The organism is Salinibacter altiplanensis (assembly GCF_002894645.1).
Lineage (GTDB): Bacteria > Bacteroidota > Rhodothermia > Rhodothermales > Salinibacteraceae > Salinibacter > Salinibacter altiplanensis.
On sequence record NZ_NCQY01000025.1, the window covers coordinates 31,319 to 56,024 of the forward strand.

Annotated in this window: 23 protein-coding genes; 13 read left to right on the forward strand and 10 right to left on the reverse strand. The window is 65.0% G+C overall.

The window, feature by feature from the left end:
* Positions 1-114 precede the first annotated feature (114 nt).
* Positions 115-1,572: a sodium-dependent transporter gene (locus B7R93_RS11680; RefSeq protein WP_103020937.1), complete on the forward strand. Its 1,458-nt coding sequence runs from the start codon at positions 115-117 to the stop codon at positions 1,570-1,572.
* A 3-nt stretch (positions 1,573-1,575) separates the two neighbouring features.
* Positions 1,576-1,902 carry a DUF8026 family protein gene (locus tag B7R93_RS11685; protein ID WP_103020938.1) on the forward strand — a complete coding sequence of 109 codons (327 nt, stop codon included), beginning with the start codon at positions 1,576-1,578 and terminating at the stop codon, positions 1,900-1,902.
* Positions 1,903-2,001: 99 nt separating this feature from the next.
* Here B7R93_RS11685 and B7R93_RS11690 read toward each other — a convergent pair whose 3' ends face one another.
* On the reverse strand, positions 2,002-2,859 hold the full coding sequence (locus tag B7R93_RS11690) for a ParA family protein (RefSeq protein ID WP_103020939.1): 858 nt from the start codon (positions 2,857-2,859) through the stop codon (positions 2,002-2,004).
* A gap of 166 nt (positions 2,860-3,025) precedes the next feature.
* Here B7R93_RS11690 and B7R93_RS11695 point away from each other — a divergent pair, with 166 nt between their 5' ends.
* Complete coding sequence (locus B7R93_RS11695; protein ID WP_103020940.1) at positions 3,026-3,640, forward strand: Maf family protein; 615 nt, start codon at positions 3,026-3,028, stop codon at positions 3,638-3,640.
* 107 nt (positions 3,641-3,747) lie between these two features.
* A complete protein-coding gene (locus B7R93_RS11700; protein WP_103020941.1) occupies positions 3,748-4,599 on the forward strand; it encodes a type 1 glutamine amidotransferase in 852 nt (283 codons plus the stop codon).
* A 7-nt stretch (positions 4,600-4,606) separates the two neighbouring features.
* On the opposite strand, the gene folB is transcribed toward B7R93_RS11700, so the two are convergent.
* From folB to B7R93_RS11720, 4 genes are all read right to left on the reverse strand, one after another.
* Positions 4,607-5,035: a dihydroneopterin aldolase gene (folB, locus tag B7R93_RS11705; protein WP_103020942.1), complete on the reverse strand. Its 429-nt coding sequence runs from the start codon at positions 5,033-5,035 to the stop codon at positions 4,607-4,609.
* 263 nt (positions 5,036-5,298) lie between these two features.
* Positions 5,299-6,237 (reverse strand): PfkB family carbohydrate kinase, encoded by a 939-nt coding sequence (locus B7R93_RS11710; RefSeq protein WP_103020943.1) that lies wholly within the window; start codon positions 6,235-6,237, stop codon positions 5,299-5,301.
* Between the two features lie 260 nt (positions 6,238-6,497).
* Complete coding sequence (locus B7R93_RS11715) at positions 6,498-8,723, reverse strand: sensor histidine kinase (protein ID WP_103020944.1); 2,226 nt, start codon at positions 8,721-8,723, stop codon at positions 6,498-6,500.
* A gap of 551 nt (positions 8,724-9,274) precedes the next feature.
* Complete coding sequence (locus B7R93_RS11720) at positions 9,275-9,673, reverse strand: hypothetical protein (RefSeq protein ID WP_232798373.1); 399 nt, start codon at positions 9,671-9,673, stop codon at positions 9,275-9,277.
* Between the two features lie 311 nt (positions 9,674-9,984).
* Here B7R93_RS11720 and B7R93_RS11725 point away from each other — a divergent pair, with 311 nt between their 5' ends.
* Both B7R93_RS11725 and bioB read left to right on the forward strand, forming a co-directional pair.
* Positions 9,985-10,644 carry a DUF3267 domain-containing protein gene (locus tag B7R93_RS11725; protein ID WP_157942280.1) on the forward strand — a complete coding sequence of 220 codons (660 nt, stop codon included), beginning with the start codon at positions 9,985-9,987 and terminating at the stop codon, positions 10,642-10,644.
* A gap of 364 nt (positions 10,645-11,008) precedes the next feature.
* A complete protein-coding gene (gene bioB, locus B7R93_RS11730; protein ID WP_103020994.1) occupies positions 11,009-12,088 on the forward strand; it encodes a biotin synthase BioB in 1,080 nt (359 codons plus the stop codon).
* 257 nt (positions 12,089-12,345) lie between these two features.
* Here the strand turns inward: bioB and B7R93_RS11735 are convergent, their stop codons facing one another.
* A complete protein-coding gene (locus B7R93_RS11735) occupies positions 12,346-12,633 on the reverse strand; it encodes a hypothetical protein (protein WP_103020946.1) in 288 nt (95 codons plus the stop codon).
* Positions 12,634-12,884: 251 nt separating this feature from the next.
* On the opposite strand from B7R93_RS11735, the gene B7R93_RS11740 reads away from it, so the two are divergent.
* The 7 genes from B7R93_RS11740 to B7R93_RS11770 all read left to right on the forward strand — a co-directional run bounded on the left by B7R93_RS11740 (position 12,885) and on the right by B7R93_RS11770 (position 20,368).
* Entirely contained in the window at positions 12,885-13,094 is a 210-nt protein-coding gene (locus tag B7R93_RS11740) for a hypothetical protein (protein WP_103020995.1), read from the forward strand.
* A gap of 226 nt (positions 13,095-13,320) precedes the next feature.
* Positions 13,321-15,537, forward strand: coding sequence for a TonB-dependent receptor (locus tag B7R93_RS11745; RefSeq protein WP_103020947.1), 2,217 nt, complete (start codon positions 13,321-13,323; stop codon positions 15,535-15,537).
* A 128-nt stretch (positions 15,538-15,665) separates the two neighbouring features.
* On the forward strand, positions 15,666-16,505 hold the full coding sequence (locus B7R93_RS11750) for a tetratricopeptide repeat protein (protein ID WP_103020948.1): 840 nt from the start codon (positions 15,666-15,668) through the stop codon (positions 16,503-16,505).
* Positions 16,506-16,661: 156 nt separating this feature from the next.
* Entirely contained in the window at positions 16,662-17,603 is a 942-nt protein-coding gene (locus tag B7R93_RS11755; RefSeq protein WP_103020949.1) for an ABC transporter ATP-binding protein, read from the forward strand.
* Positions 17,604-17,656: 53 nt separating this feature from the next.
* On the forward strand, positions 17,657-18,391 hold the full coding sequence (locus B7R93_RS11760) for an ABC transporter permease (protein WP_198598667.1): 735 nt from the start codon (positions 17,657-17,659) through the stop codon (positions 18,389-18,391).
* A 43-nt stretch (positions 18,392-18,434) separates the two neighbouring features.
* On the forward strand, positions 18,435-19,571 hold the full coding sequence (locus B7R93_RS11765) for a sensor histidine kinase (protein WP_103020950.1): 1,137 nt from the start codon (positions 18,435-18,437) through the stop codon (positions 19,569-19,571).
* A gap of 50 nt (positions 19,572-19,621) precedes the next feature.
* Entirely contained in the window at positions 19,622-20,368 is a 747-nt protein-coding gene (locus tag B7R93_RS11770; protein ID WP_103020951.1) for a LytR/AlgR family response regulator transcription factor, read from the forward strand.
* Positions 20,369-20,382: 14 nt separating this feature from the next.
* Here B7R93_RS11770 and B7R93_RS11775 read toward each other — a convergent pair whose 3' ends face one another.
* From B7R93_RS11775 to B7R93_RS11790, 4 genes are all read right to left on the reverse strand, one after another.
* A complete protein-coding gene (locus B7R93_RS11775; RefSeq protein ID WP_198598668.1) occupies positions 20,383-20,877 on the reverse strand; it encodes an RrF2 family transcriptional regulator in 495 nt (164 codons plus the stop codon).
* Positions 20,878-20,993: 116 nt separating this feature from the next.
* Positions 20,994-22,487 (reverse strand): nitronate monooxygenase, encoded by a 1,494-nt coding sequence (locus tag B7R93_RS11780; RefSeq protein ID WP_103020952.1) that lies wholly within the window; start codon positions 22,485-22,487, stop codon positions 20,994-20,996.
* A 48-nt stretch (positions 22,488-22,535) separates the two neighbouring features.
* Positions 22,536-23,918, reverse strand: coding sequence for an oxygen-independent coproporphyrinogen III oxidase (gene hemN, locus B7R93_RS11785; protein ID WP_103020953.1), 1,383 nt, complete (start codon positions 23,916-23,918; stop codon positions 22,536-22,538).
* Positions 23,919-23,966: 48 nt separating this feature from the next.
* Positions 23,967-24,671, reverse strand: a complete 705-nt coding sequence (locus tag B7R93_RS11790) for a hemerythrin domain-containing protein (RefSeq protein ID WP_103020954.1) — start codon at positions 24,669-24,671, stop codon at positions 23,967-23,969.
* Positions 24,672-24,706: the final 35 nt, after the last annotated feature.

Below are 24,706 nucleotides of genomic sequence, written 5' to 3' on the forward strand. Positions count from 1 at the left end.
CGCCCGGGGGTCGCTCAGGCGTCCTTCCCCCGGGTCCCAACCGCCGTTCGAAATTTCGGTTCGTTGTTCCTACCTTAGGTCTGCTCACGGTCTGTACACAGCAACACCGCGTCGATGCCCGACCAAGACGTTGAGCTCTCACGCGCCCAATGGGGATCACGCTTCGGGTTTTTGATGGCGATGCTCGGGGCCATGGTGGGGGCCGGCAACATCTGGCGGTTTCCCTACGTCACCGGCGAGAATGGAGGCGGGGCCTTTCTCCTCGCGTACTTCGTGCTCCTGCTCGTGCTGGCCATTCCCGGCCTCATCGCCGAAGTTGCGTTTGGGCGCTACGCGGGGAAGGGGGTGATGGGGGCCTTCCAAACGGTGGCCTCGTCGCGGGCCACACTGGGACTGGGCGTGGTGGTGCTGATCGTGAACGTCGCCCTGATGTCGTACTACGCACCGGTCGTGGGGTGGACGCTCTACTATGCCGTGCACTCCCTGCTGTTCACGTTCACGTCGGCGGGCTTCGCGCCGGAGGCGTTTTGGGAAGGCTTCCGTGCGAGCGGCGTCCTGTCGATCGGCAGCCACACGGCCGTGATGGCCCTGGTCGCGGCCATTCTGTACCTTGGCATCCGGCGGGGGGTGGAGCGGCTCGTCATCTACGCGGTGCCGGGGCTCGTGCTCGCCCTCGTCGCAATCATGATCCGGGCCCTCACGCTGCCCGGGGCGGCCGAGGGCCTCGCGTTCACCTTTGGCATCGAGTGGAGCAAGCTCGGACTGGGCCAGACCTGGATCACGGCCCTCGGACAGGTGCTCTTCTCCACCGGCCTCGGGTGGGGCATCGCCCTCACGGTCGGCAGCTACCTGCCGGACTACGATGACATCCCGATCGGCGGGGGCGTCTTTACGGTCATCGGGAACTCGAGCATCGGCATCCTGGCGGCCTTCGCCATCTTCCCGATCGTCTTTGCGTTCGACCTGAACCCGGAGTCGGGGGCCAGCCTGACCTTCGTGTCGCTGCCACAGGTCTTTCCGCAGATGGCGGGCGGCGCGCTGTGGGCCATCCTGTTCTTCGTCGGCTTCTTCCTGGCCGCATTTACCTCCGCCATCCTCATCACGGAGGTGAGTGTGACGACCCTCAGCGAGGAGCTGACCGCGAGCCGCGAGCAGACGGTAATCGGGGTATGCGGCGTCGTGTGGCTCCTGGGACTCGCAAGTGCGTACTCCCCCGGCGTGCTCAACTTCCTCGACTTCGTGTTTGGCAACTTCGGCCTGCCCCTCTCTACGCTCGCCATCATCGGCGCCATCGGCTGGTCGATGGGCCACCGCGGCCCCGAGAAGCTTCGGGTGCTGGAGATTAATCGCAACGCCGGACTGTACGTGGGATCGATCTGGACCCCCGTCGTGCAGTACGTAATCCCACTCGTGATGCTCTTGATCGTCGCGAACTACGCCTGGGCCAACTTCGGCACGCCAGAGATGATCGGGGGCGTCGCCGTCTTCCTTGGAATTCCCGTCCTCGGCTACGCGCTAATGGCGTACCTGGAGGACCGCCCCGCTTCTCTCTCACGCGAACGCACTCGATAGCCCATGCTCGGACTGCCCTGGGACGTGTGGGCCACGATGCTCTTTTGCGTCTTGGCCTTCTTCGGCGTATCGATCTTGACGCTCGTCTACACGCTCCGCCAGGAGGAACGAAAGATGAGCCTGCTCGAAAGTGAGCGTGCCCTCGACACGTACTCTCCCCGTGCCCTGCGCGACCTGAAAGACTGGATCGAAACCCACCCGGAGCCGACACATCCGGACGTGGACGCGGCCCGGTCGGCCCACGACGACTGCGTCGACACCCTCCGGGCCACGGATCAACACTTCTACGCGTGGTCACGGGCCGAGGTCGATCGTCTCGACACGATCTAGAGGCGCGCGGCGACACAAGGCGGGGTCCGCTCGCCGGGCGGTGCGGCTTCTAAAGACGGAGAGTCCGCACTGCACGCAGCGTGGATGAGTGCCACGGGGCTAGGAGTTCAGCATCTTGCTAACTTCCGGGGCGGTCTCCGTCGAGAGGTCGTCCGGGGCAGCGGCGGCCCGGTCCGTCTCTGAGGCGGCCTCCTCAGACGCCGCCTGAAGCCGTGCCGTCAGCTCGTCGGTGGCGTTGGCGTAGTCGAGCGCCCCCCGAGAACGGGGCTCGTGGTCGAACACCGTCGTCGCCCCGTCTCGCGTCTTCGCCAGCGACGTGCTGGTGCGAATGATGGCATCCATCACCGCCTCCCCGTATTTCTTCCGAATGTACTCGCGGTAGGTCTTGTGTATCCGCTTCCGCGCGTCGACCTGCGTAAACAGAAACTGCCGGGTGTCGAGGCGCGGGTTCAACTTGTTCTCGACGAGCTCCGTGGTCTGGTAGGTCTGCTCTCCCCCCACCACAGACTGATACTCCGGCAGCACGGGGATCAACACGTGCTGGCTCGCGACGAGCGCGTTGAGGCTGTAGACCGTCACGGCGGCGGCTGTATCGAAGAGCAACAGGTCGTACTCCAGGTCAAGCCGCCGAAGGGCCTCCCGCACCCACAAGACATCGGTCGGCTTGTTGAGGTCCCGCATGCGGCGGGTCAGGGTGCTGGAGGACGGGATGAGATCAAACCCCGCGGTCTCCTGGATCGGAATGCGTGCCGGGTCCGCGTCGGCCGCAAAGAAGGCCGCCACCGACTGCTCGGAGGGCGGCTCCTCAATGCCCATCGTGTGCGTGAGAAAGCCCTGCGGGTCGAGGTCGATGACGAGCGTCCGCCAGCCCGACAGCCCCAGCGCCGCCGCGACGTGGATGGTCGTGGTGGTCTTTCCGGTGCCCCCCTTGTGGTTGCAGACTGACAGGACGGTCATAACACAGACAGCCGGTGGAAGTAGAGGAGAGAAAACTAGGCGCTTTCCGGACCGGTGTCAACCGTGACGCAGGACCCCGCTCGGCTTTGTGAGAGAGGGAGGTAACTTTCGCGCCCCTCTCACGTTTCTTCGGTGCACTTTCTCCGGCGAGGTCGCAGCGCATCCGATGAATCCACTTCTGCAACTGTCCTGCCCACTCCTTCTCGCCTCCCAGTCGCCACGTCGCCGCGCCCTCCTGGATCGCATCGACGTTCCCTTCGAGGCCGAGGGAAGCCCCGCGGACGAGACGCTGGAAACGCCCGGAACGCCCGCCGAGGCGGTCCGAACGCTGGCCCGCCGAAAGGCGCATCCGGTGGCCGCCGACCGCCCCTCGGCCCTTGTTCTCGCCGCCGACACGGTGGTCGCCCACGACGGAGACATTCTCCAGAAGCCCGACGACTCCCCGCACGCCCGGGCCATGCTGCACCGCCTCCAAGACACGGCCCACACCGTCCACACGGGCCTCGCCCTCATGCACGCAGCGTCGGAGCGGACGGCGACCGCGGTGGAGAGCACCGGCGTGGCGCTTGGGCCCCTCTCGGACACAGAGATCCAGGCCTACGTCGCCTCCGGATCGCCCCTGGACAAGGCCGGGGGCTACGGCATTCAGGACCACACGGCCCCGTTCTTCGTCGAGGGCATCGAGGGCGACTACTACAACGTCGTCGGCCTTCCCCTCCATCGGCTCTACTGCATGCTGCACGAGTCCTTCGCGGACCTCCTGCAGTCCCCGTCCGCCTAGCGCTTCACGTCCCGTCAACTTTTTCCGCGGGCCGGCGTAGAAGAATCACTACAATGCCTCCCATCCCCGTTCATCGAGGGCCCTCAGTCCATGGGCCCACTGCCTCTATGGTGGATTCGCCCCTGACGTCGTTGTCCCTCCGCGCCCTGCTCGTCCAGTGCCGGAGTGCCCCCCGGATGGAGGCGCAGGAGCAGACATGCTTCTTGGAGCGGACCCGCCTCCGTCCCGATCAGCTCCGGACCGTGAACGTTGCCCGGGGCGGCGACCCCGCCTCCGTCTCACTCGACGAGGTGGACGCCCTTCTGCTGGGCGGGGCCGGCAAGTACTCTGCGACCCAGACCTATCCCTGGACCGAAGGACTGAACGGCTTGATCCGCCGCGCCGCCGACCGGGCCCTCCCAACGCTCGGGTCGTGCTGGGGGCACCAGGTGCTGGCCCGCGCACTCGGCGGCCGCGTGGTCCACGACCCGGGCCACTCCGAGTTGGGCTGTGGATGGGTGGAGCTTACCGAAGCCGGGACCGTCGATTCTCTCTTTCGCCAGTTCTCGTCCCGTTTTCAGGCCAACATGGGCCACCACGATCGGGTGGTTGAGCTTCCTCCCGGCACTACGGAGCTTGCCCACAACGACCAGCCCCACCAGGCCTTTCGCCTGAACGACGCGCCGATTTATGGCACGCAGTTCCACAGCGAGCTCGACGCGAAACGGGAGCGCGAACGGATTCTCGTGTACCGCGAGTACTACCAGTCGGCCCTTCCCGACGCGGAAACAGTGGAACATGTACTCGACTCCCTGGCGGACACCACAGAGGTGGACAACCTGCTTTACGACTTCCTCGTGACCTTCGTCGCTCGTCCCCATCCGTCGGTCGGCCCTGCCGCCCTTCTCCCTGGAGAGGCCCCGAAGCCCGCTCCTGCCGCCTCCACCGAGCGACGCCGGTCGTCCCCACGCCCGGCATGATGCCCCGTCACGTGCCCGGGTCATCGATGGTATAGGTCGCTTCGGCCCGGTCGCACGGCCCCCCGACTGGGGGATTGGGCTTCCGCACCGTCACCTCGACTCCCTCCAGGTCAGGGTAGGTCTCGAGCACCGTGTGGGCGATGCGGTACGCCAGCTTCTCAATCAGGTAGAAGTTGTTTTCCGTCACCAGCCGCCGGACGAACTCGTAGACCTGCTCGTAGTTGACCGTGCGGTCCAGGTCGTCGTGCAGGGCCGCGTCCTCAAAGTCAAGGCCCACCCTCACGTCGACCTCGTACCGGCCCCCAACGCGATGCTCTTCCTGCATCACGCCGTGGTGCCCGTAGAAGACGGCGTTGACGAGACGGACCGTGCCGGTGGTGGTGTGGTCCGAAGAGAGGGACGTCTCAGGTTTGATGTCGGGGGAAGAGTCAGCCATAGAGGGACGGATGCAGCGGGATGACGAAGGGTGCGGCGGGCCGCCTCGGACGCCGCTTGGGGAGTGGTTTCAAGCCGAGACGCCACGGACGACGGGTGCCCTCGCGTGCATCCGGCAGCGGCGCCACCGGATGAGTGAAGCACCCATGCTGCCCGGGGCCGCGAACGGGGCCACGAAGTCGAAGCGCAGGAACGGGTGCGACCGAGAAGTCTCCGAGGGGGGATATAAGCAGTCGTTCAGACAGCGCCTCAAGCCTCAACGTGCTACGCCAGCGGCTTGTCAAACGGCACCAGTTGGGGAATGGCAGCCAGTTCACGGAACGAGTGGGCGCGCTCAGCAATGTCGGTCCGAGTGAGGTCGAGCAGTTTGTCGGGACCGTAGCGCTGCACCACGAAGGAGGCAATCACACTTCCGTAGACCACCCCGCGGCGAAGGACCTCCTGATTGAAACCGCCGGACTGGTACAAGTGCCCGGCAAGCCCGCCCGCAAATGCGTCGCCCGCCCCTGTGGGGTCCTGGATGTCCTCCAGCGGGTACGCGGGTGCGCTGAAGACCGAGTGGTCGGTGAAGAGGAGTGCGCCGTGCTCGCCCTTCTTGATGATGAGCGTCTCAGGACCCATGTCGCGAATCTGTGACGCCGCCCGAACCAGATTCGGCTCGTCCGCCAGCTCACGGGCTTCGGCGTCGTTAATCACAAAGCAGTCGACCCGCGAGAGGGTCGTTCGGAGGCTGTCCGGCGTGTTCTCAATCCAGTAGTTCATTGTGTCGGCCATCACGAACCCCGGGTCGTCCACTTGGTCCAGCACGTCACGCTGGATGCCCGGCTCCAGATTGCCGAGGCACACGATGTCACTGTCCAGGTAGCTCTCCGGAAGCTCCGGCTCGAACGAGGCGAGAACATTGAGCTGCGTGTCGAGCGTGTCCCGCTCGTTCATGTCGTAGTGATACTCGCCGTGCCAGAAGAACGTCTCTCCGTCTTCCTCGACCTCAAGGCCCTCGAGGTCCACCCCACCGTCGGCCAGCATCTGGCGGTATTCATCGGGGAAGTCGCCCCCCACGACGCCCACGAGGCGGACGTCGTCACAAAAATGGTGGGCGGCGAGTGTTAGGTAGGAGGCACTGCCCCCCAGCACGCGCTCGGCGGACCCAAACGGCGTGTCGATGGAGTCGAAGGCAACGGTCCCTACGGCAAGAATACTCACGGGCGGTCGAAGTCCTTCTACGTAGTGTACGAACACGGCGAAATGTAAACACGCGGGTGCACACTCAACACGTCCCACGTGCGAATTCTCTATGACAAGGCGCTATGTGTTCCCCAGTTTTGAGTGGCTTGACCGGCACGGGCGAAACTCAAGATGAGTCTCACATCGACGTGATGCCGGGCTGGTTCCCTGCGGGTGTGAGGGAGGCGGAACGTTCGGCCAGAAGGTGTTGTCCCCTGTCGGGTTTGGGAATAGCCGGTCTAGGCCCCCACCGTCTCGGGCGCATTTGCCCCCGGAAGGCGCACGGTAAAACAAGAGCCCTCCCCCTTCTCCGTTTGCACCTCGATGGTCCCCCCCATCTGTTCGACCGCCTCCTTCGTCACCGCCAGGCCGAGCCCCGTGCCTTCATACTTGCGGCCCATGCCTTCCGACTCTTGCCGAAAGGGCTCAAACAACGCGTCGGTCTGCCCTGGATCCATGCCCACCCCCGTGTCCTCAACTTCTAGAACCGCGGTCTCCTCTCCCGCCCGGGTGCGGATCCATACACTCCCCCCAGCCTCCGTGTACTTTACCGCGTTGGAGATCAGGTTCTGCAGTGCGATCCGAAGCCCCTCGCGGTCCGCCCGCGTCCAGACCGGGGCTCCATTCGCCTCCATTCGGAGCGTGATGTCTTTCTCTGCGGCTTCAGGATAGAACTGATCGGTGGCCTCTTCGACGACGGTGATCATGTCGGTGGGCTCTGGGGAGCGCACCAGGTCTCCCCCTTGCAGGCGCGAGAGGTTCAGGAGCGCATCGAGGGTGTCAAGCAGGCGGTGCCCGCTGCTTTCGATGTGATCGGCAAACCGACCGATCGGGGAGGCATCATCTTCGGCCATTGTGCTGATCTCTTCCGCAAATCCGATAATGGACGTCAGGGGCGTGCGAAACTCGTGACTCGTGTTGGCCAGGAGGGCTGACTTCATCTGACTTGCCTCCTCGGCCACCTCCTTCGCCGTCCGGAGCGTCTCTTCCTGGTCGAGCCGATCGAGCACAACGGCAGCGTGGGCCGCAAGCACATCGAGCAGGCGGTGTTCAAACGGATCGATTCCCTCCTCCTCCAGGTCGGCGGCCGCGATGGTTCCGTGGCTCCCCATCGGGAAGCAGACCGCGGCGCGGGCCGCCCCGTAGTCCAGTTCGGTGTCCACGGCGTGCAGGTCGTCGACCACCAGCGGCTCTCCGTCCCGATACACCTCCGCAAGAAGGCTGTCCCCATCGACGTCAACGGGAGGGCGCTGGGCCGGCATGTGCTCCGAGATCTGCGGGGAGTCCTGCACCGGCACCAGCTGCCCATCGTCGGCAAATCGGATGCTCACCAGCGGATACCCGAACACCTCGTTCACGAGACGGAGCACCACCCTGCCCGCCTCTTCTCTGTCTTGGGCTCGCAGCAGCTGACTGATCGTCGCGTAGAGGGCTTCCACCTTTTCTTGCCGGTCGCGCAGGGCCCGCTCCCGCCGCTCCCGCTCGGTAATGTCGGAGAACACCACCACATCGCTCCCGCCGGTGGCCCCCAGGCTCGTCTCGACGATTCGGTAGTACCGCGGGGCCGCCCCGTCGGTGGTTTTCAGCAAAGGGCGATCCTGCTCGAGCTTCTGTGCCAGTTCCGGCAGGGCCGCCCCGAGGGGCTCTCCAATCGCCGATCGGTCCTCCATCTTCGGAAACAGTTCGATGATCCGCCGCCCGTAGTCCTTGATTCGCCCGTCGGCACTGAGCATGATGGTGGGGGCCGAAAGGCTTCCCGCCAGGCGGACGGCCTGGAACTGGTAGCTGTACACGAGCAGGACACCGATCGCAAACACGGCCACGCCCAGCGGTTCGTGGGTGATTTCTTGAATCGCGGGGTTGATGTGTCCCATGATGTTGAGGACGGCCGGAGCCGCCGTCAGTGCCGTGAGCGCCGCCAGCGGCCCTGTTCGGGTCTCCGTCTTCCAGAACATCTCGAACAACATCAGGTAGCCGGCCGTCGCCAACGCATAAGCTCCCCCCATCACGACCCAGTAGAGGAGCCCATGGCGGACGACGAACCCGAAGGCTCCCTGGCTCGGCTCCAGTGTGTAGTAGAGGTGGTGGAAGGGATTTGTCATCTTCAGCAGGGTGACACCCCCGTACACGATAATCGCAAACCACCGGGCCGAAGCATTGCGGTGGAGCGCTCGTCCGGTGTAGGCGGAGCAGAACCACAGCCATGCCCACACGGTGCCAAATCCTACAATTAGGCTTGCCTGGTAGAAGAAATGCTTCGCAAGGGAAGAGGCTGAAAGGAGAAACCCAATGTACGCGGCCGCCCACCCCGCACTCGAAAGGAAAAACACGCCCAGGCTCTTGCGCGTGCCGGCGTACGGGATGTACCAGGCCCGCCAGGCGGCCCCCAGGCACACGATGGTCGCGGCAGCGAACGCCATCAGGTACCAGAACACAGGGCCCCCCAGTGGAACGGACAAAGACATGGGCCGGAATCTGCGACGATGGGTGACAGAACAGAGTTCTCCCAGGGAATGTCCGCGCGAGCTGGACCGAACGGAAAAGGCCCTTTTCTGCGGGCGTCTCGGTGACGTCCGGCCTGTCGGTCAAACGAGGAAGGCTGCGTGTGAGAAGTTGTTTGGCGGATGCTCTGTGGCCCCCCCGGAAGTACTTGGTCGCTGCGCTCCCAGCGCAAGATGGCTTCTGCATTCGCCCGGTAGCTCCCCACGGGCATGACCTCGCTCCTGCTCGGCCCTCGCTACAGAGACTCATTACAGAGACTCACTACAGAGACTCATTTGGGCACCATTTTGCAGCTTCGCCCACTGTGTGTACTCGGCTGGGCCTCGTCAGTCGCTACGCTCGTGTCGGCTGAACATCAATCCACCAAACAGCTTCTGAGTGTATTTTGTACTTCCGTCTTTTGCGTTCTGGGCCCTATCGAGGACTCACTTCCCGGACGCACGAGAAGCGCAATTACCATTCCATCTTCTCTCAGTCTCGTTGCCCGTACCCGTCCCAGGGGGCCGCGCTGGGGCTACGACGAATCCGTCGTCCACTCCAGCGTCAGCTGTAGAGTAACGTCTCCATCACTCAGACGAACGGTCCGGGCCGGCGCGGACGCCGGACTTCCGTTCAGAATTCGGTCCGGGGCAAAGTCCACGGCCCCAACAACCTCGTCCTCAATCAGATCGGCGTCCAGCAATTGCAGACGGTGCCAGCCCGACGCTTCCACGGCAAACTCGGCGTCCAGCGTCACCGGTAGGTCCTGGGGCTCCACATCGTCGACCACTGCACTGGCGTGCAGGCACGCCCCCTCCGGATCGTATGCCTTGTAGTAAAGGTCCGGGCCCGAGAACAAGTCCCAGCGGTCTTCACACTCCCCGGAGCCGAAGGGGACGACCTGAACTTCGACCTGCATCAGGGTCACACGCATCGGACGGACAGGCGTATGGGACGGAGGGGAGAACGAAGTGACTTTCGAATGCGACGACCGCCGGGCACAGGGCGGTCACGCTCCTCATCGAAATTCCCGCGGGCACGGTCGTTCCAATCCTTTCCCGTAAAACTATCGGGGAGAGGAGAGAGGAATTTTGGTATGCTTTTTGACCGTTTACAACCCAGAAGTTCTCGGGTACAGGGCGGACGTTGTCTCTCCGCTACCGTTCACGCAATCCGCTCGCTCTCATCAGCAGCTCTGATCCGCGCTCGTCCGCCGACGGCCCGCGTTCACCGCGTCACGCCGTTTTGCCCCCGACCCAAGCCCAGATTCGGGGCGCTGCTCTTCTGGCCCCCATCGCCCTCTTGTCCATCGGGCCGTACCTTGCACTCTGGGGATTGCCCGATCCGCCGTTCCCTACCGACACGGGCGGCATTCTACTGTTCCTCTTTGCCTTTGCGGCCGGCGTGGGGCTCCATGAGGCCCTCCACGGCCTCGGTCACGTATGGGGAGGTGCCTCGTGGCGGGACGTCCAGTTTGGCATGCACTGGGCGGCCCTCACTCCCTTCGCGCAGTGTCTCGTTCCCACCCGGGCCCGCTCGTACCGACGTACCCTTGCTCTTCCCGGCCTCGTGCTCGGCGCGAGCCCACTGCTCGTCGGCCTGGGGACAGGCAGCTGGTCAGCAACGTTCTACGGGTTTTTGATGCTCGTGGCCGCGGCTGGGGACGTCCTCATTCTCTGGATTCTCGTGGGGGTCCCCGCCGGGACCTGGGTGCAGGACCATCCCCAAAAGGTGGGCTGCCTCATTGTCGACGACGCCGGCTCGGCCCCGCCCCTCCCCGTTTTGGAAGGCAGCCTGCCGGAGGACCCGACGGCCGACGATCCGCTTCCATTCTATCGGCTCCTGCTTCTCGCGGTTGTCTCAGCCATTGCAGCGGCCGTCGGGTTTGTGATCGCTCTCGGGTGATCGTGATCTCGATTCGGCCCTGTCGCGTGATCCATCAACGGACCTGATGCGCCTGGCATCCGCCAAGCCACTTCAAAAAGTGGCTCTTTCCCTTCCCTCCGCACGAACACGAGGACCTCTTTTCCACCGTCGGTCCGCACTGGTCGCGCCCCAAACTTCAACTGGAAATTGTCGTCTTCCCCTGTGCGTTCGGTTGTATTTTTTGGGGACAGTCCTGAAGATAGACTCAGATTCTCTTCGAAATGAGAGTTCCAGCCCCGGACAAAACAGCTTCGGGGCCAGACGCCACGCGCCCCCGGTGGCAAACGGAGGGATCGACCGTCCGCCGGGCCCCGCCTTTTTCGTGAACAATCCCCCGGTGTCCATGACAGACTGGACCGCCCTCGCCACACAAGCGCTAGAGGGCCCTCCTCTCTCCTCCTCACAGGCGCTCAGGGTCGTGCATGCCGACGACGATGAGGTGCTCGCCCTCCTCGACGCTGCCTTCCGCGTGCGACGGCACCATCACGGGCGGCGTGTGCGCATCCACGTTCTTCAGAACGCCAAAAGCGGCGTCTGCCCCGAGGATTGCGCGTTCTGCAGCCAGTCCCTCAAGTTCGACAGTGAGCCCGCCCAGTACGGGATGCAGCGGGTAGACACGATCGTCGAGGGGGCCGAAGAAGCCTGGGACAAGGGGGCGGTTACCTATTGCATCGTGACCGCGACTCGGGGGCCCCATTCCAGCGAGGTCGATGTCGTCTGTGAGGCCACGCGTCGCATCAAGGAGAAGTACCCGATGGACGTGTGTGCCTCCCTCGGGCTGCTCGACGCAGAACAGGCCCAGCAACTTGCAGAGGCGGGCGTGGATCGGTACAACCACAACTTGGAGACCTCCTCCAGTCACTTCGAAAACGTGGTGTCGACCCACGAGTGGATCGACCGGGTTGAGACTGTTAACCGGGCCAAGGCTGCCGGCATGGAGGCGTGCTGCGGGGGAATCATCGGGCTTGGCGAGTCCCGTGAGGACTGGGTCGACCTGGCCATGGCACTCCGCGAGATCGGGGTTGAGTCGGTCCCGGTGAACTTCCTACACCCCCGCTCCGGCACCCCGCTAGAGGACGTGGAGAAGGTGCGCCCACAGGAGTGCCTGAAAGCCCTCGCGATGTTTCGGCTCGTCCACCCGGAGGCGGACATCCGAATGGCTGGCGGACGCGAGGTCGTGCTCGACCAGATGCAGCCCTTGGCCCTGTACGCCGCAAACTCTTTCTTCACCGACGGATACCTGACCACCGGAGGCCAGGGGGAATCGGAGGACTACCAGATGATTCAACAGGCCGGATTTGAGCCCGTGATCGTCGAGGATGGCCCCGAACGACAAGGGCCCACCGGGCCCAGCGACACGTCTTCTGAACATTCCGACGTTGCCAGTCGGACGCGTCAGCCCTCGACTGACCCCACGGACTAGGACCCTATTTTGATTTTGGGTCGGGAGAGCGAGCATCGAGAGGTCGAAGACGCAGCCCGTGGTCGAGGGCTGGGGCAGGACGGCCGCCCGAAATCGGAGTCGGCGTTCAGGCCATCGCTGCTGCTCGGCCCCCAAATACAAGTTGAACCCAGTTTTGAGTGCGTCCGTGTCCGATTGGCGCTCTGGGCCCAGATGCCTCGCGTGCCCGTCTTTCCGCCGGCCACCGGTGAGCAGGCACGGTCCCTCCACGCCGACGACTAGGCAGGGAGCGCATCGGGCGTCGCCGGCTCTGGCTCCCACCAGCCCTCGCTCACGAGACGGGCAACCGTGCGCTTGGGCCATGCCTTGTAGCGCAGCTCCGGCCGGTAGTCTACCACCTGCCCATTCTCGGTGAGCCACTCGAAGCACACGCAGGCCGAGGTCTCGAAGAGCACGCCGAGGGCACATCCCTTGCCCCGGAGACAGTACTTGTAACACGCCTGCCCGGGACGGTCGCACACCGAAAAATCGACAGGGGCCTGGCGCTCGATCTCCTCCAGTTGCATGATACTGTTGGTGGGTTGGGGGTTATTTGTTTAGACGGAGTCTAAATAATATACTATCAACGCTCTACGCAACCCGTCTCTGTGAGGTTTCGGGCGAAGTCGATCCGGTTTCTGCGCTGTGAGTCGCCCACGCGGGGGTTGGAGTACATTTAGACTGCCTCTAAACTTGGTTGGCCGCGGATCCCATTCGTTTCTCTGCCATTCGCATGACAGATCTCATTACTAATTTCATAAATACAGGGGTGGCAGCCGTGGCTCACGACATCGAATCACTGTGTAAGGCCTGTACGCATCTTGACCGCGATCGTGACGAGGAGGCGATCTGCGAGGCGTTTCCGGAGGGCATCCCGGAGGAAATCTGGCGAAACCAGCACGACCACCACGATCCGTACCCGGGGGACCAGGAGATACGCTTCGAGGCCATGCCGGTCCCCGAAGAACAGGCGGAAGTCGTCGCCTAGGGTGGCCCCCATTTGATCTGTGTCGGGCCGATCCGCCATCCGGCGGGTCGGCCTTTCTTTTTTGATGGTGCTTCTCGGTATCGAGCCTCCCACTCGTTCGTCGGCGCAACGCACGGCCCAACGAGGGCAGACGCGGCTCGTCGAGGGTCCCCAAACGCAAGCCCCGGGCGCCGAATAGGTGAGGATCCCATCGCGGATGACCTGATCCTCAACCGCCAGTCTCACCATGTGTCTCCGGTTCATTGGGGGACTCGCCGTCGTGCTTGCGCTCATTCCTGCCGTAGCCTCGGCGCAGCCCACGGTCGTGAAAGGCCGGGTACAGGACGCGCAGGACGCCGTCGGTGTGCCCTACGCCAACGTGCAGCTCAAAGGAACGACCATCGGCACCGCCGCCGGGGAGGACGGCCGCTTCCGCCTCGACACGAAACGCACCGGATCGGTTGTCCTACGGGTTTCGGCCGTCGGCTACGATCCCGTGGAGCGCTCTCTCCACCTCCAGGCCGGAGACACGACCACCGTCCGCCTCATCCTCCGGGCCGAAAGCGTTGAGCTTGACGGGGCCGTCGTGACCGGCGAGGCCTTCTCGACCGGATCGCCCGCGGAGTCCACCTTGGGCTCGACCGAAGCGGTGACGACGCCGGGCGCCGCCGGGGATCTTTTCCGCGCACTGCAGTCGCTCCCGGGCGTGGCCGCGCCGGGAGACGGCGCCGGCCTCTTTGTACGTGGCGGCGACGTGTCCGAGACCAAAACGCTCCTCGATCAGGCAACGGTTCATCGTCCGTACCGCTACGAGTCCCCAGCGGGTGGGTCGTTCGGCGCCGTGCGCCCCTTCCTCGTCGACGGCACCACACTTGCCACGGGCGGCTTCTCAGCCCAGTACGGCAACGCGCTCTCCGGCGTCCTCGCGATGGAGTCGAAGGATCGCCCCCAGGAATCCAGCCGGTATGTGAACCTCGGCCTTGCCGCCGCGTCCGTCTCCCTCGACCAGCCGCTCGTGGAAGACAAGTTCGGCCTCCGGCTCTCCGGCAACCGCTCGTTTACCGGCCTCCTCTTCCGCGTCAACGGCCAGCGCAGGGACTACGCCACCGTGCCGCAGGGCCTGGACGGCAGCCTGGGCCTGACCTGGGACTACGGCCCCGCCGGACAGCTCAAGCTCTTCGTCTTCGCCCGCCACAACCGCATCGGCGTGGAGACGACGGAGGGCACGTACTCCGGTGTCTACCGTGGCGAGACGACAAACCAGCTTTACAACCTGCAGTGGACGACCCGGGCACGCGGGTGGACCGTGGAGTCGAGCGCCTCCTGGAACGCACACACGTCGACGACGACGCTCGGCGCACTCGACCTGTCGCCTACCGACCAGGCCGCCAAGCTCCGCGTCGACGCCACGCGCAGGGCCGACGACTGGACGCTCCGCACCGGCGGCACCCTTGAGCGGCGGCGGTACCGGTTCGACGGCACGGTTCCGACGCAGCCGGACGTAGTGGCCCCTGGCGCCGCCACGCGTTCGATTGACGAATTGGTTCCGGCCACGCGGGCCGGTGGGTACGCCGAGATCGAGGCCAACGTTCTTTCGTCGCTCGTCGCCCGGGCCGGGCTCCGCACCGACCTCCACGGCCGCGCGGGCCGGCCGGTCGTCGATCCACGGGTGAGTCTCTCCTGGCGGATCGCGCCGCACACCCAGCTGCGGGCCGCCTGGGGCCTCTACCACCAGTTCCCAGAGCTCAGCACCTACAGCGAGCACGCCGGCGAAAACACACTCGGCGCCCAGCGCGCGCAGCACGTGGTGGTGGGCCTGCGCCATGAGCAGGAGAACCTGCTCCTGCGGGCCGAGGCCTACCACAAGCCGTACCGCGACCTGGTCGTCCGCACCGGGCCGTCCCGCTACGCAACCGACGGCACGGGCGTCGCGCGGGGCGTCGACCTCTTCGCCAAGTACGGATCGTTCCTGGGGACCCGCTTCAACGGCTGGGCCTCGTACAGCCTGCTTCGCTCCCATCGCACCCAGCCCCGGGATCAAGGAACGGAGGAGCTGACGCTTGAAAGTGGACCGGCCCCCTTCGACCTCACGCATCAGGCAACGGTGGTGGGCAAGGTCCGCGTCGTCGATCAGATCCGGATCGGCGGCACGTACCGCTACACGACCGGGCAGCCCTTCACGCCTGTCGTGGAGACCAATCGATCGCCCACCGGCGCCCTCCTGCCGGTAGACGGGCCGGTGGGCAGCGAGCGCCTTCCGGCCTACCACCGCCTCGACCTGCAGGTGAGCTACTTCTGGCCCTTCAACCGCCAGCAGAACGTGGTCGTCTACGCGGCGCTCAACAACGTGCTCGACCGGGCCAACGCCGTCGACGTGACCTACACCCCGGACTACGCTGAACGCCGCTACCGCACCACCAACTTCCGACGATCGGTCTATTTCGGCCTTACCCTCACCCTCTGAACGGTCTTCGGTCTGCTCGCGGCGACCACAAAAACCCACTCATGACTCATCCCCTCATAACTCATTTGCTCATGCCCCACGCCACACAAACCCACAACGCAAAACCCTCAACTCAAATCTCAATTTCTATGCTCAAACCCCCGACCCTCTTTCGAAAAACCCCACTCGTCCTCACCGTGTGCCTGCTGCTAATTGGTCTCGTCGCGTGCGGGACCAGCACGCCGATGGCGTCCGCCTCCGCCGGTGGAGCCCGCCTCACGACGGCAACGACTGATTCGCTCCTCCGACAGGCCAAGAGCCTCATCCGCGAGGCCACCGACAAAGGGTCCATCGACTCCTTGAAACAGGCGCGTGCCGTCGCCGAACGGGCAACAGACGACAGCGAGAACAGGGCACTCGCGCACTACTACATCGGCCTTGCCGACTTCCGAATGATCAACCAAATCCCCGAGGACGACGAGGACCGGCGCGAGCCGGTAATCGAAGACGCCATTGGTCACCTCAAGCGCGCGACGGAAATCGATGCGACGATGGCCGACGCGTGGGCCCTGCTCTCGGGCTGCTACGGCCAAATGATGGGGATGACCCCGATGCAGGGCATGTCTCTCGGCCCGAAATCCAGCGAGGCCATGAACGAGGCGAAGGAGCGTGGCCCCGACAATCCGCGCGTATGGATCGTCGATGGCACGTCGGATTTCTACACACCCAGTATGTTTGGCGGCGACAAAGAGCAGGCCCTGAAGAAGTTCAAGAAAGCCGCCCGCCTCGCCGAGCAGGAGTCCACCGACGACCCGCTGATGCCCAGCTGGGGGCACGCCGAGGCCTACGCCTGGATCGGCATTGTCCACATGGACGCCGAGCGGTACGATCAGGCTCGCAGCGCCTTTGAGAGGGCCCTCGACCTCAATCCCGATTACGGCTGGGTAAAGCAGATTCTCTTGCCGAAGGCCAAAGAGAAGCAGAGCTGACAGCCCGCCTCTACGACCACAGATGCGCAGCAGAACGTCCTCATCAGTCATTCACTCATTGACTCATGACCCGCCTACTCGTGCCTGCACACTCGTGACCCGGCTCCCTGGGGAGATCCCGATCCCATCCGTTTCTGCCAATCCGCCCCCCGACCCATGTCGTCTGCCCTTTCCTTCCAGTCCCTCCGCAAAACGTACGGCGCAACGGTCGCCGTCGACGATCTGTCCCTGACGGTCGAAGAAGGGGAAATCTTCGGCCTCATCGGCCCGAACGGCGCGGGCAAAACCACGGCCGTCGAGTGCGCGCTAGGCCTTCGACAGCCGGACGCGGGCACCGTGCGCGTGCTCGGCATGGATCCACAGGAGGCATCGTCCCAGGCGTTCTACCAACGAGTGGGGACTCAGCTCCAGGAGTCGGCCCTCCCCGACCGGATCACCGTCCGCGAGACCATCAACCTGTTCGCGTCTTTCTATCCCTCGACTGCGGACTCGGAGGCCCTCCTCGACCGATGGGGCCTCGCCGACAAACAACACGCCTCGTTCGCCTCATTGTCGGGTGGACAGAAGCAGCGCCTGTTTGTCGTCCTCGCGCTCGTGCACGACCCAGACCTTGTCGTCCTCGATGAAATCTCGACGGGGCTCGACCCCGACGCCCGTCATCAGGTTCGAAATCGTCTCCGCGAGGTGCGGGCCAACGGGACGACCGTTGTACTGGTGACCCACTTCATGGACGAGGCGCAGGCCCTCTGCGACCGGGTGGCCCTGATGAATCAGGGGCGCTGCGTGGCACTCGATGCGCCCTCGGCCCTCATCGATGAGCTCGACGCTTCGTATCGTGTCTGGTTCGACGCTCCGTCCGATTTCGACCTCGATCCCCTGCGTACGGCGGACGACATACAGAGCGTGGAGCTCGTGGACGGCCACGTGCAGGCCCGGGGCGGGGATGACCTCCTAACGGCCGTCGTGCACCGTCTCGCCGACGCGAACGTCTCCCCAAACGACCTGCACGCCGAGCGCGCCACCCTGGAAGACGTTTTCCTGACCCTCACTGACGACTCGCAGCTTCCCACATCCTCTTCCCCCGACCTTCGGGACTAGCGGCTCCCATCCCCCCGTATTCTCCGTCTCGTCCAACCGATCCGTCCAAGCCGATGAAGGCCTTCCTCACGCTCACCTGGACCGAATCGAAGCTCTTCCTGCGGGAACCGGCCGCGACCTTCTTTACGCTGGGCTTTCCCCTTCTGCTTCTCTTCGCCTTTGGGACCATCTTCGGCAACGGCCCGGCCTCCGCCCCCGGCAACGTCGGCTATACCACGCGCGCCCTTCCCGGCTACGTGGCCCTCACGATTGGGGCCCTCAGCTTGTTGAGCCTGCCCATCACGCTGGCGACGCAGCGCGACCAGGGCATTCTGCGACGGTTCCGCGTCACGCCCCTCCGCCCCACGACGGTGCTGGGCACGCAAGCGGCCGTGAACCTCTTCATGTTGGTCGTGAGCACCGTTCTTCTTCTCGTCGCGGCACTCACGTACGACGTGCCCCTGCCCTCTTCCGTCCTGCTAGCGACCGGTGCACTGCTGTTCACCGGAACCGCCTTCTTGAGCCTCGGCTTCCTGCTCGGGGCCCTGATGCCCACGGCCCGCGCGGCGCAGTCCGTTGGGATGGCCCTCTTCTTTCCCATGCTGTTCCTCTCGGGGGCGGCGATCCCGCAGTTTCTCTTCCCCGACTGGCTGACAACCGCGAGCCTCGCCCTGCCCCTCACCCACGTCACCCGCCTCCTGCAGGACGCCTGGCTGCACGGCCAGTGGAACGGAACGGCCGCGCTCGTGCTTGCAGGAACGGGCCTTACAAGTACCGTCGTGGCGGCGTGGGCCTTCCAGTGGTCGTAGTGCATCTCGACGAAACGATTCCTTCCCAACACACCGAGCAGACATGTCGTCGGTGCCCTCCTCAACCGACCTCGATGCCTCCCCGGAGGACATCGTCCCCCAAGCTCCACCCAAGCCACGCATCACCTGGACGGGGATCGGACTGGCCGCGGCGGGCTGGACGCTCTATGCGTTCCTCTATGCGTTTTTCATCGCCCGGCAGGAGCCCAACGCCCCCTTCGTTGGTCTTCTTGCCGGGCAGCTTACGTTCGTCCTCGTGCTCGGCCTCTACAGCGTACCGGTCTGGTGGATCACGGTGCGCGAGATGGATCGCACGCACTGGGGGGGGACACTCGGCGTGCACCTGATCCTCGGTCCTCTCTACGCCTGGGGCGGCCTCGAGTCGTACCTGTTTGTTGTTCGGGCCGTGTTTGCCCCCAGCATCGCGGCGGAGATTGAGGCCCAGTACCAATGGATCCTGTTCGCCAACCTTACGGTCTACGCCATCCAGTTTGCCCTCTACCACCTGGTCCGCAACGTCCAGCGCCTCCGGCAGAAGGAGCGGCAGGCCACCGAGCTTTTGGCCATGGCCCGCGAGCAACAGTTCGCCGCCCTCAAGGCCCAGGTCAATCCGCACTTCTTGTTCAACACCCTGAACTCAATCAGCGCAACGCTCCGCCGGGATCCGGAACAGGCCCGAGAAATGATCGCGAGGCTCTCCGACATGATGCGGTACGCCCTTGAGGGCCCGGACCGCGAAGTCGTTCCGCTGCGGGACGAGATCGACTTCACCCGCCGGTACCTCGACCTGGAACGGCACCGCTTTTCGGATCGGCTGGAGGCCCAGGTGAACGTGAACGCCGACGAGGACGCGCTGGGCACGCCGGTGCCGCCGATGGTGCTGCAGCCCCTCGTGGAAAATGCGCTCCGCCACGGCATTGCCCCAAGCGAGGACGGCGGCTCCGTGACGGTCGAGGTGACTGCCGAGAACGACGAACTCGACGTGCACGTGGAGGACACCGGCGTGGGCCCCAACGCCGACGACCCGCTTTCGGGCTCGACGGAGGGCACCGGCCTCGCCACCACGAGCACGCGCCTGGAACGCACCTACGGCCCCGACGCTGCCCTCCACACCGCCGAAAACAATCCCACCGGCTTTAAAGTCTGGTTCTCCATCCCCAAAGACGGCACCGACGCCTGACGGCCTCTCTGCACTGCCCCTTCCCTCTTTCCAACCTTCATTCCCTACCTGTGCAAGCCCTCATCGTCGACGACGAGCCGCCCGCCCGCACCCTGATCCAGGAATACCTGGAGGACGTGGACCGCATCGAGGCGATTGGCGAGTGCGGAAACGGACGCGAGGCCATAGAGGCCATCAACGAGACGGCCCCCGATCTCGTCTTCCTCGACGTGCAGATGCCCGGCCTCGACGGCTTCGACGTGCTGGAGCGGATCGACACACTGCCGGACATCATCTTCTCCACCGCCTACGACGAGTACGCAATTGCGGCCTTCGAGGCGGGAGCGGTCGACTATCTCTTGAAGCCGTACACCAGGGCCCGCTTCCAGACCGCCGTGGAGCGGGCGCTGGAGCGCCACGATCGGGGCGACGACGCGTATGCCGACCAGTTGGCGGCGCTGCTGCAGGAGGCCAGGACCGACGCCGAGGAATCGCCCGAACGGCTGTACGTGCGCCACGGCGACAAAATCATCCCCGTCGACCCCGACAATATTCGGTGGATCGAAGCGGCGGGCGACTACTCGAAGCTCCACACCGACGAGGCGACCTACCTGTCGTCGATGGGCATCGGCGAGTTGGACGACCGCCTTGCCTCGGCGCAGTTCATGCGGGTCCATCGCTCTCACATTCTCGCCTTCCCGGCCATCGACCACCTCTACAGCGACGGCTCGGGCGGGTACAAGGCCGTGCTCGACGACGGCACCACCGTCCGCGTGAGCCGCTCCTACGCCTCCGCGATCCGCGACCGGCTCGTGTAAGCCACAGAGTCGGTCTACGCCGAGGCCTCTTCGGCCTCCGTCATGTCTTTGACGAACGGCGTTAGGCGCACGTCCGGCACTTCGCTCAGCGTCGTCTGCTGAAAGGTCGTCTTCATACGGTCACGCTCCTCGGTCCAGTGCTCGTGGAGGGGACACGGCTCGGCCTCCCCACAGCCCGGCAGGCCCAGCACGCACTCCTCAAACAGGTCGGCCCCGTCGATCGCGACGACAATCTCGTAGAGGCCAATGGCCTCCGGAGCACGAGTCAGCGCAACCCCGCCGCCCGGTCCCCGCTTCGACGTCAGAAGTCCCGCGTCGTTGAGCTGTTGAAATACCTTTGTCAGAAACGAGAAGCCAATCTCCAGGTCGTCGCTAACGGTTTGAATCGAAACATACTCACGGGTGGGGGCGGAGCCGTCGTCTTCCCCTTCCGACCCCTCATCATTCTCGAGGGTCCCCAAGTACAGCATTGCGCGCAGTCCGTACTCGCAGCTTTTTGAAAGCAGCATCTGGGGGTTGGGGACGTGAACGGAATGCGGTGGGGGGATGGCAGAGCGTCTGCACGACGTGGTGTGCACCGGTCCATTCTGCCAGCGTTCCCCACTCGCCCCTCGGGTCCGCCGCCTCAATCTGCCGATTGTGGCTGACGGGACGAGCTGGACACGTGGGGATCCCGGACGCCCCGATACAAATAGTCAAGCACGTCGTCCGCGTCGTACTGCGGATCCTCCGCCGAGCCGAGCGGCAGGTCTTCGAGCGCGTCCCCCCCGGTAAAGAGGAACGGCTCGGTGCGGTCTCCTCGCTGCTGCCCACACCCAATGTTGGCCATCAGCGCGTTGCAGAGGCAGGCCCGCCCCTCTGTCTCGTCCCGGTCGCCCCCGCGACTGACGTAGGTCTTGACGGGCTCCGCCGGACATCGGCCCATCAGGCGCCCCTCCTCGTCGAGGTACGGCTCGCGCAGGTAGCCGAGGTCGCAGACACGAGCGCGCCGGTCGTACACCTCCGCGTCGGCCAGCGTGCCGTCGACGGTGAGCACCTTGAACGGGAAGCCCGTGGATGAGACGCGCCCCTCGGTGCTGACCTCAATCTCTCCGTTGTGCAGCCCCCGAATGAGGCGACGTGTGGTGCTGGGCGGGTAGCCCGACTCCTTCGCCAGGGAGAAGAGCGACCCCACCTGGATGCCGGCGGCCCCGGCCTCGTGGGCGGCCCGAAGGCCCTCGGGCGAGCCGTGCCCCCCCGCCAGGTAGAACGGCTTGCCAAGGGCCCGAATGGCCTCCAGGTCCGCCTCGTCGCGCTCATCGTACAGCGGCGTGCCATCGGCCGCGTAGTTTTTGTTGCGGGGCGGGGCATTGTGCCCCCCTGCAACGGGGCCCTCCACCACCCAGCCGTCCACGTGCTCGTCCGGCAGCTTGGCGTCCATAATGCGGGCCAGCGCGTCCGACGAGACGATGGGCAAAAACAATGGCCGGTCGAGGGCGGGCGGCGCATCGAGCACATCGGCCGGGTCGAACCGGTACGCGTAGGAGTCGTCAGGGTCCGGGGCCTGACTGGTGTCCACGTCCAGCCGCAGGGCGGCCGGCTCACCCGCCGCCAGCTTCGGAATCTGGCGGGCCTCCTCCAGCGGAATGCCGGCCCCGATGGAGACAATGTCGATGTCGGCCAGCAGTGCGCCGTAGATGCAGGGCAGCGTGTAGCGCTTCAGCTTCGCCAGCAGATTCATCCCGATCGTTCCCTCGTGGCCCTTTTTCGCGAGCCGCACCTCCGTGTAAGTGGCCGCCGCGAGGATGCGCTGCGACCGGACCGACGGCTCGAACGGATGCATGTTCAACAGGTCGTAGGGCTCGTCCGCCGGCATCCCGTCCGGCCGGTAGAACCGATCGACCAGGTGGCCGGCGATCCCTTTGTCGGGGTAGTCGGCAAGCACGGTGCACCGGTCGTGGGGGTCGCCCTCCTGGAGCTCACGCACGACCACGCTGTCGATGCCGGTCCCGGACACAATGCCAATTTCGCCGCGCTGAGCCACACGACGGGCCAGGGACCAACTCGACACCCCGATGCCCATGCCGCCCTGAATAATGTTGGGCGCAGTGGACGGGGCAGGTGAGGAAGGAAGGGCCATTGGGAATCAGGTCAAGGTGAAAGATCGAGACGAAACGGGACTGGGGCGTCAAACGCTCTCGGAATAGGCCGGCTGCGCGTCGGGGGAGGCGTTGTGCAGATGCCCATCGAAGGCCGCGGCCACGTTCCGGACCAGCAGACGCCCCGGCGGGCGCACAGCGATGGCCTCCGGATCCACCACAACGAGCCCGTCCTGCGCCATTGGCCGCAGGCGGTCGAGGGCGTCGCTGAAGTGCGCGTCAAAGTCGACGTTAAACCGCGCCTCAACCGCCGCCTTCTGCACCTCGGCGTTGCACATGAGCTCCATGATGACGTGGCGCCGCAGCCGATCCTCCTGGGTCGGTCGATATCCCCGGTAGACGGGTAGTCTGTCCTGGTCGATCTGGTCGTAGTACGTGCGCAGGGTCTTCGTATTCTGGGCGTAGAGCCCCGAGAGCTGATGAATGCCGGAAAGGCCGAAGGCGTAGACGTCGGCCCCCGCGCGGGTCGAATAGCCCTGAAAATTCCGACGGAGCGTGCCGTTCTGCTGCGCACAGGCCAGCTCGTCGTCCGGCTTCGCGAAGTGGTCCAGTCCAATGAACTGGTAGCTGGCCTCCGCGGTAAGGGTCTCCAAGGCCCGTTTAAAGAGCCGAAGCCGCATTTCTGGCGCTGGCAGCGCCTCCTCCGAGATGAGGCGCTGGTGCGCCAGGACGGACGGGACGTGGGCGTAGCTGTAGAGCGCAATCCGGGCCGGGTCGAGATCGACGACCCCATCAAGCGTCGCCCCCATCGTTTCGAGAGTCTGGTGGGGCAGGCCGTAGACGAGGTCGAGGTTGATGCTGTCGATGCCGTGGCCCCGCGCCCACCGCACGGCGGTTCGCGTAAGCCGCTCCGGCTGCACCCGATTGATGGCCTCCTGCACTGTGCGGTCGAACGACTGCACCCCGAGGCTCAGGCGATTCACTCCGATCTCGCGGGCCGCGGCGATGTGGCTTTCTGTGAGCCCACGGGGATCGGCCTCGATGCTGATCTCGGCGTCGGGCGCCACCCGGAAGCGATCGCGAAGGTGCCCCCCCAGCTTCCGAATCTGCTCCGGAGAAAGCAGGGTGGGCGTGCCGCCGCCCCAGTGCACCTGGGTCACCGGCCGGTCCGACGACAGCAGGGGGACCAGCAGGTCAATCTCGCGCTTCAGGTAGCGAAGGTACTTCGCGATCCGCGCCGGGTCGTGCGTCACCTTCATGTGACAGCCGCAGTAGTAGCAGAGCTGCCGGCAGAAGGGCAGGTGCAGGTACAGCGAAAGCGGCGCTTCGGGCGACGAGGCATTCTCGCGAACGACCTCTGCCTGGAAGGCCTCGCGCCCCACTGCCTCCTCGAAGTGGGGGGCGGTCGGGTAGCTCGTGTAGCGGGGAAGCGACTGGTTGTACTGGCGAAGGAGATCGAGGTCAACATCCATGTCAGGGCTTGGCGGTCTGCGAGGGCGGGGCGGATACGCCGCGGGCAGCTAGAGGAGCGATTCGGCACGAGGGAAGAGGATGTAGAGCTCCTCATGGAGGTGACGACGCAGGTCCATCTCCAATTCATGGAGTCGACCCATCACGTCTCGAAGAACTTGGCCCGCCTCGTCCGGCGCCTGGTACCCATTCGTCAGCGCCCGGAGACGCTCCAGCTTCGTCTTCGTGTCATCGTGCTGATCTGTGATGCGGCAAAGTGTGTCCTGGCTCGGCGTCGACCCGTCGGGCAGCACGCGCCCTGCGGCCACGGTCCGGATGGCGGGAAACACGTATTCCTCCTCCCGCCGGAGGCCCTCCAGCAGGGTCGACTTCAACGTCTGGAAGGCCTCACGGACCTGCCCGACCCACCGCGAGGTCTCCGCGTCCGAATTCCGACTCGCCCTCTCCAGGCGTTTTGTGAGACGGGGCAGGGCGCGCCGCAGATAGTCGTGATGAGTGGACTGGATGTGGTCGATCAGGACCGGCAGGGATACAGACAGCCACTCAGGACTGTCCTCGGGAGGCACGGTCTCGACCGCCACGTCGAGCATCCGGGCGACCGTCTCGGGGTCGAGTCCATTCGCTTCGCAGGCCTCCGCGAGGGAGCACTCCCCCTCCCGGCGACAGTCAATGCCGAGTCGGTCGAGAATGCGAGCACGAGTGGGCCGTTCGTCTATGAGGTCGACGAGAGGCGTGTCGGGGGAGAGAGCAGGCATGGGCCAAAAAAGACTGATGAAGAGAATCACGTGCG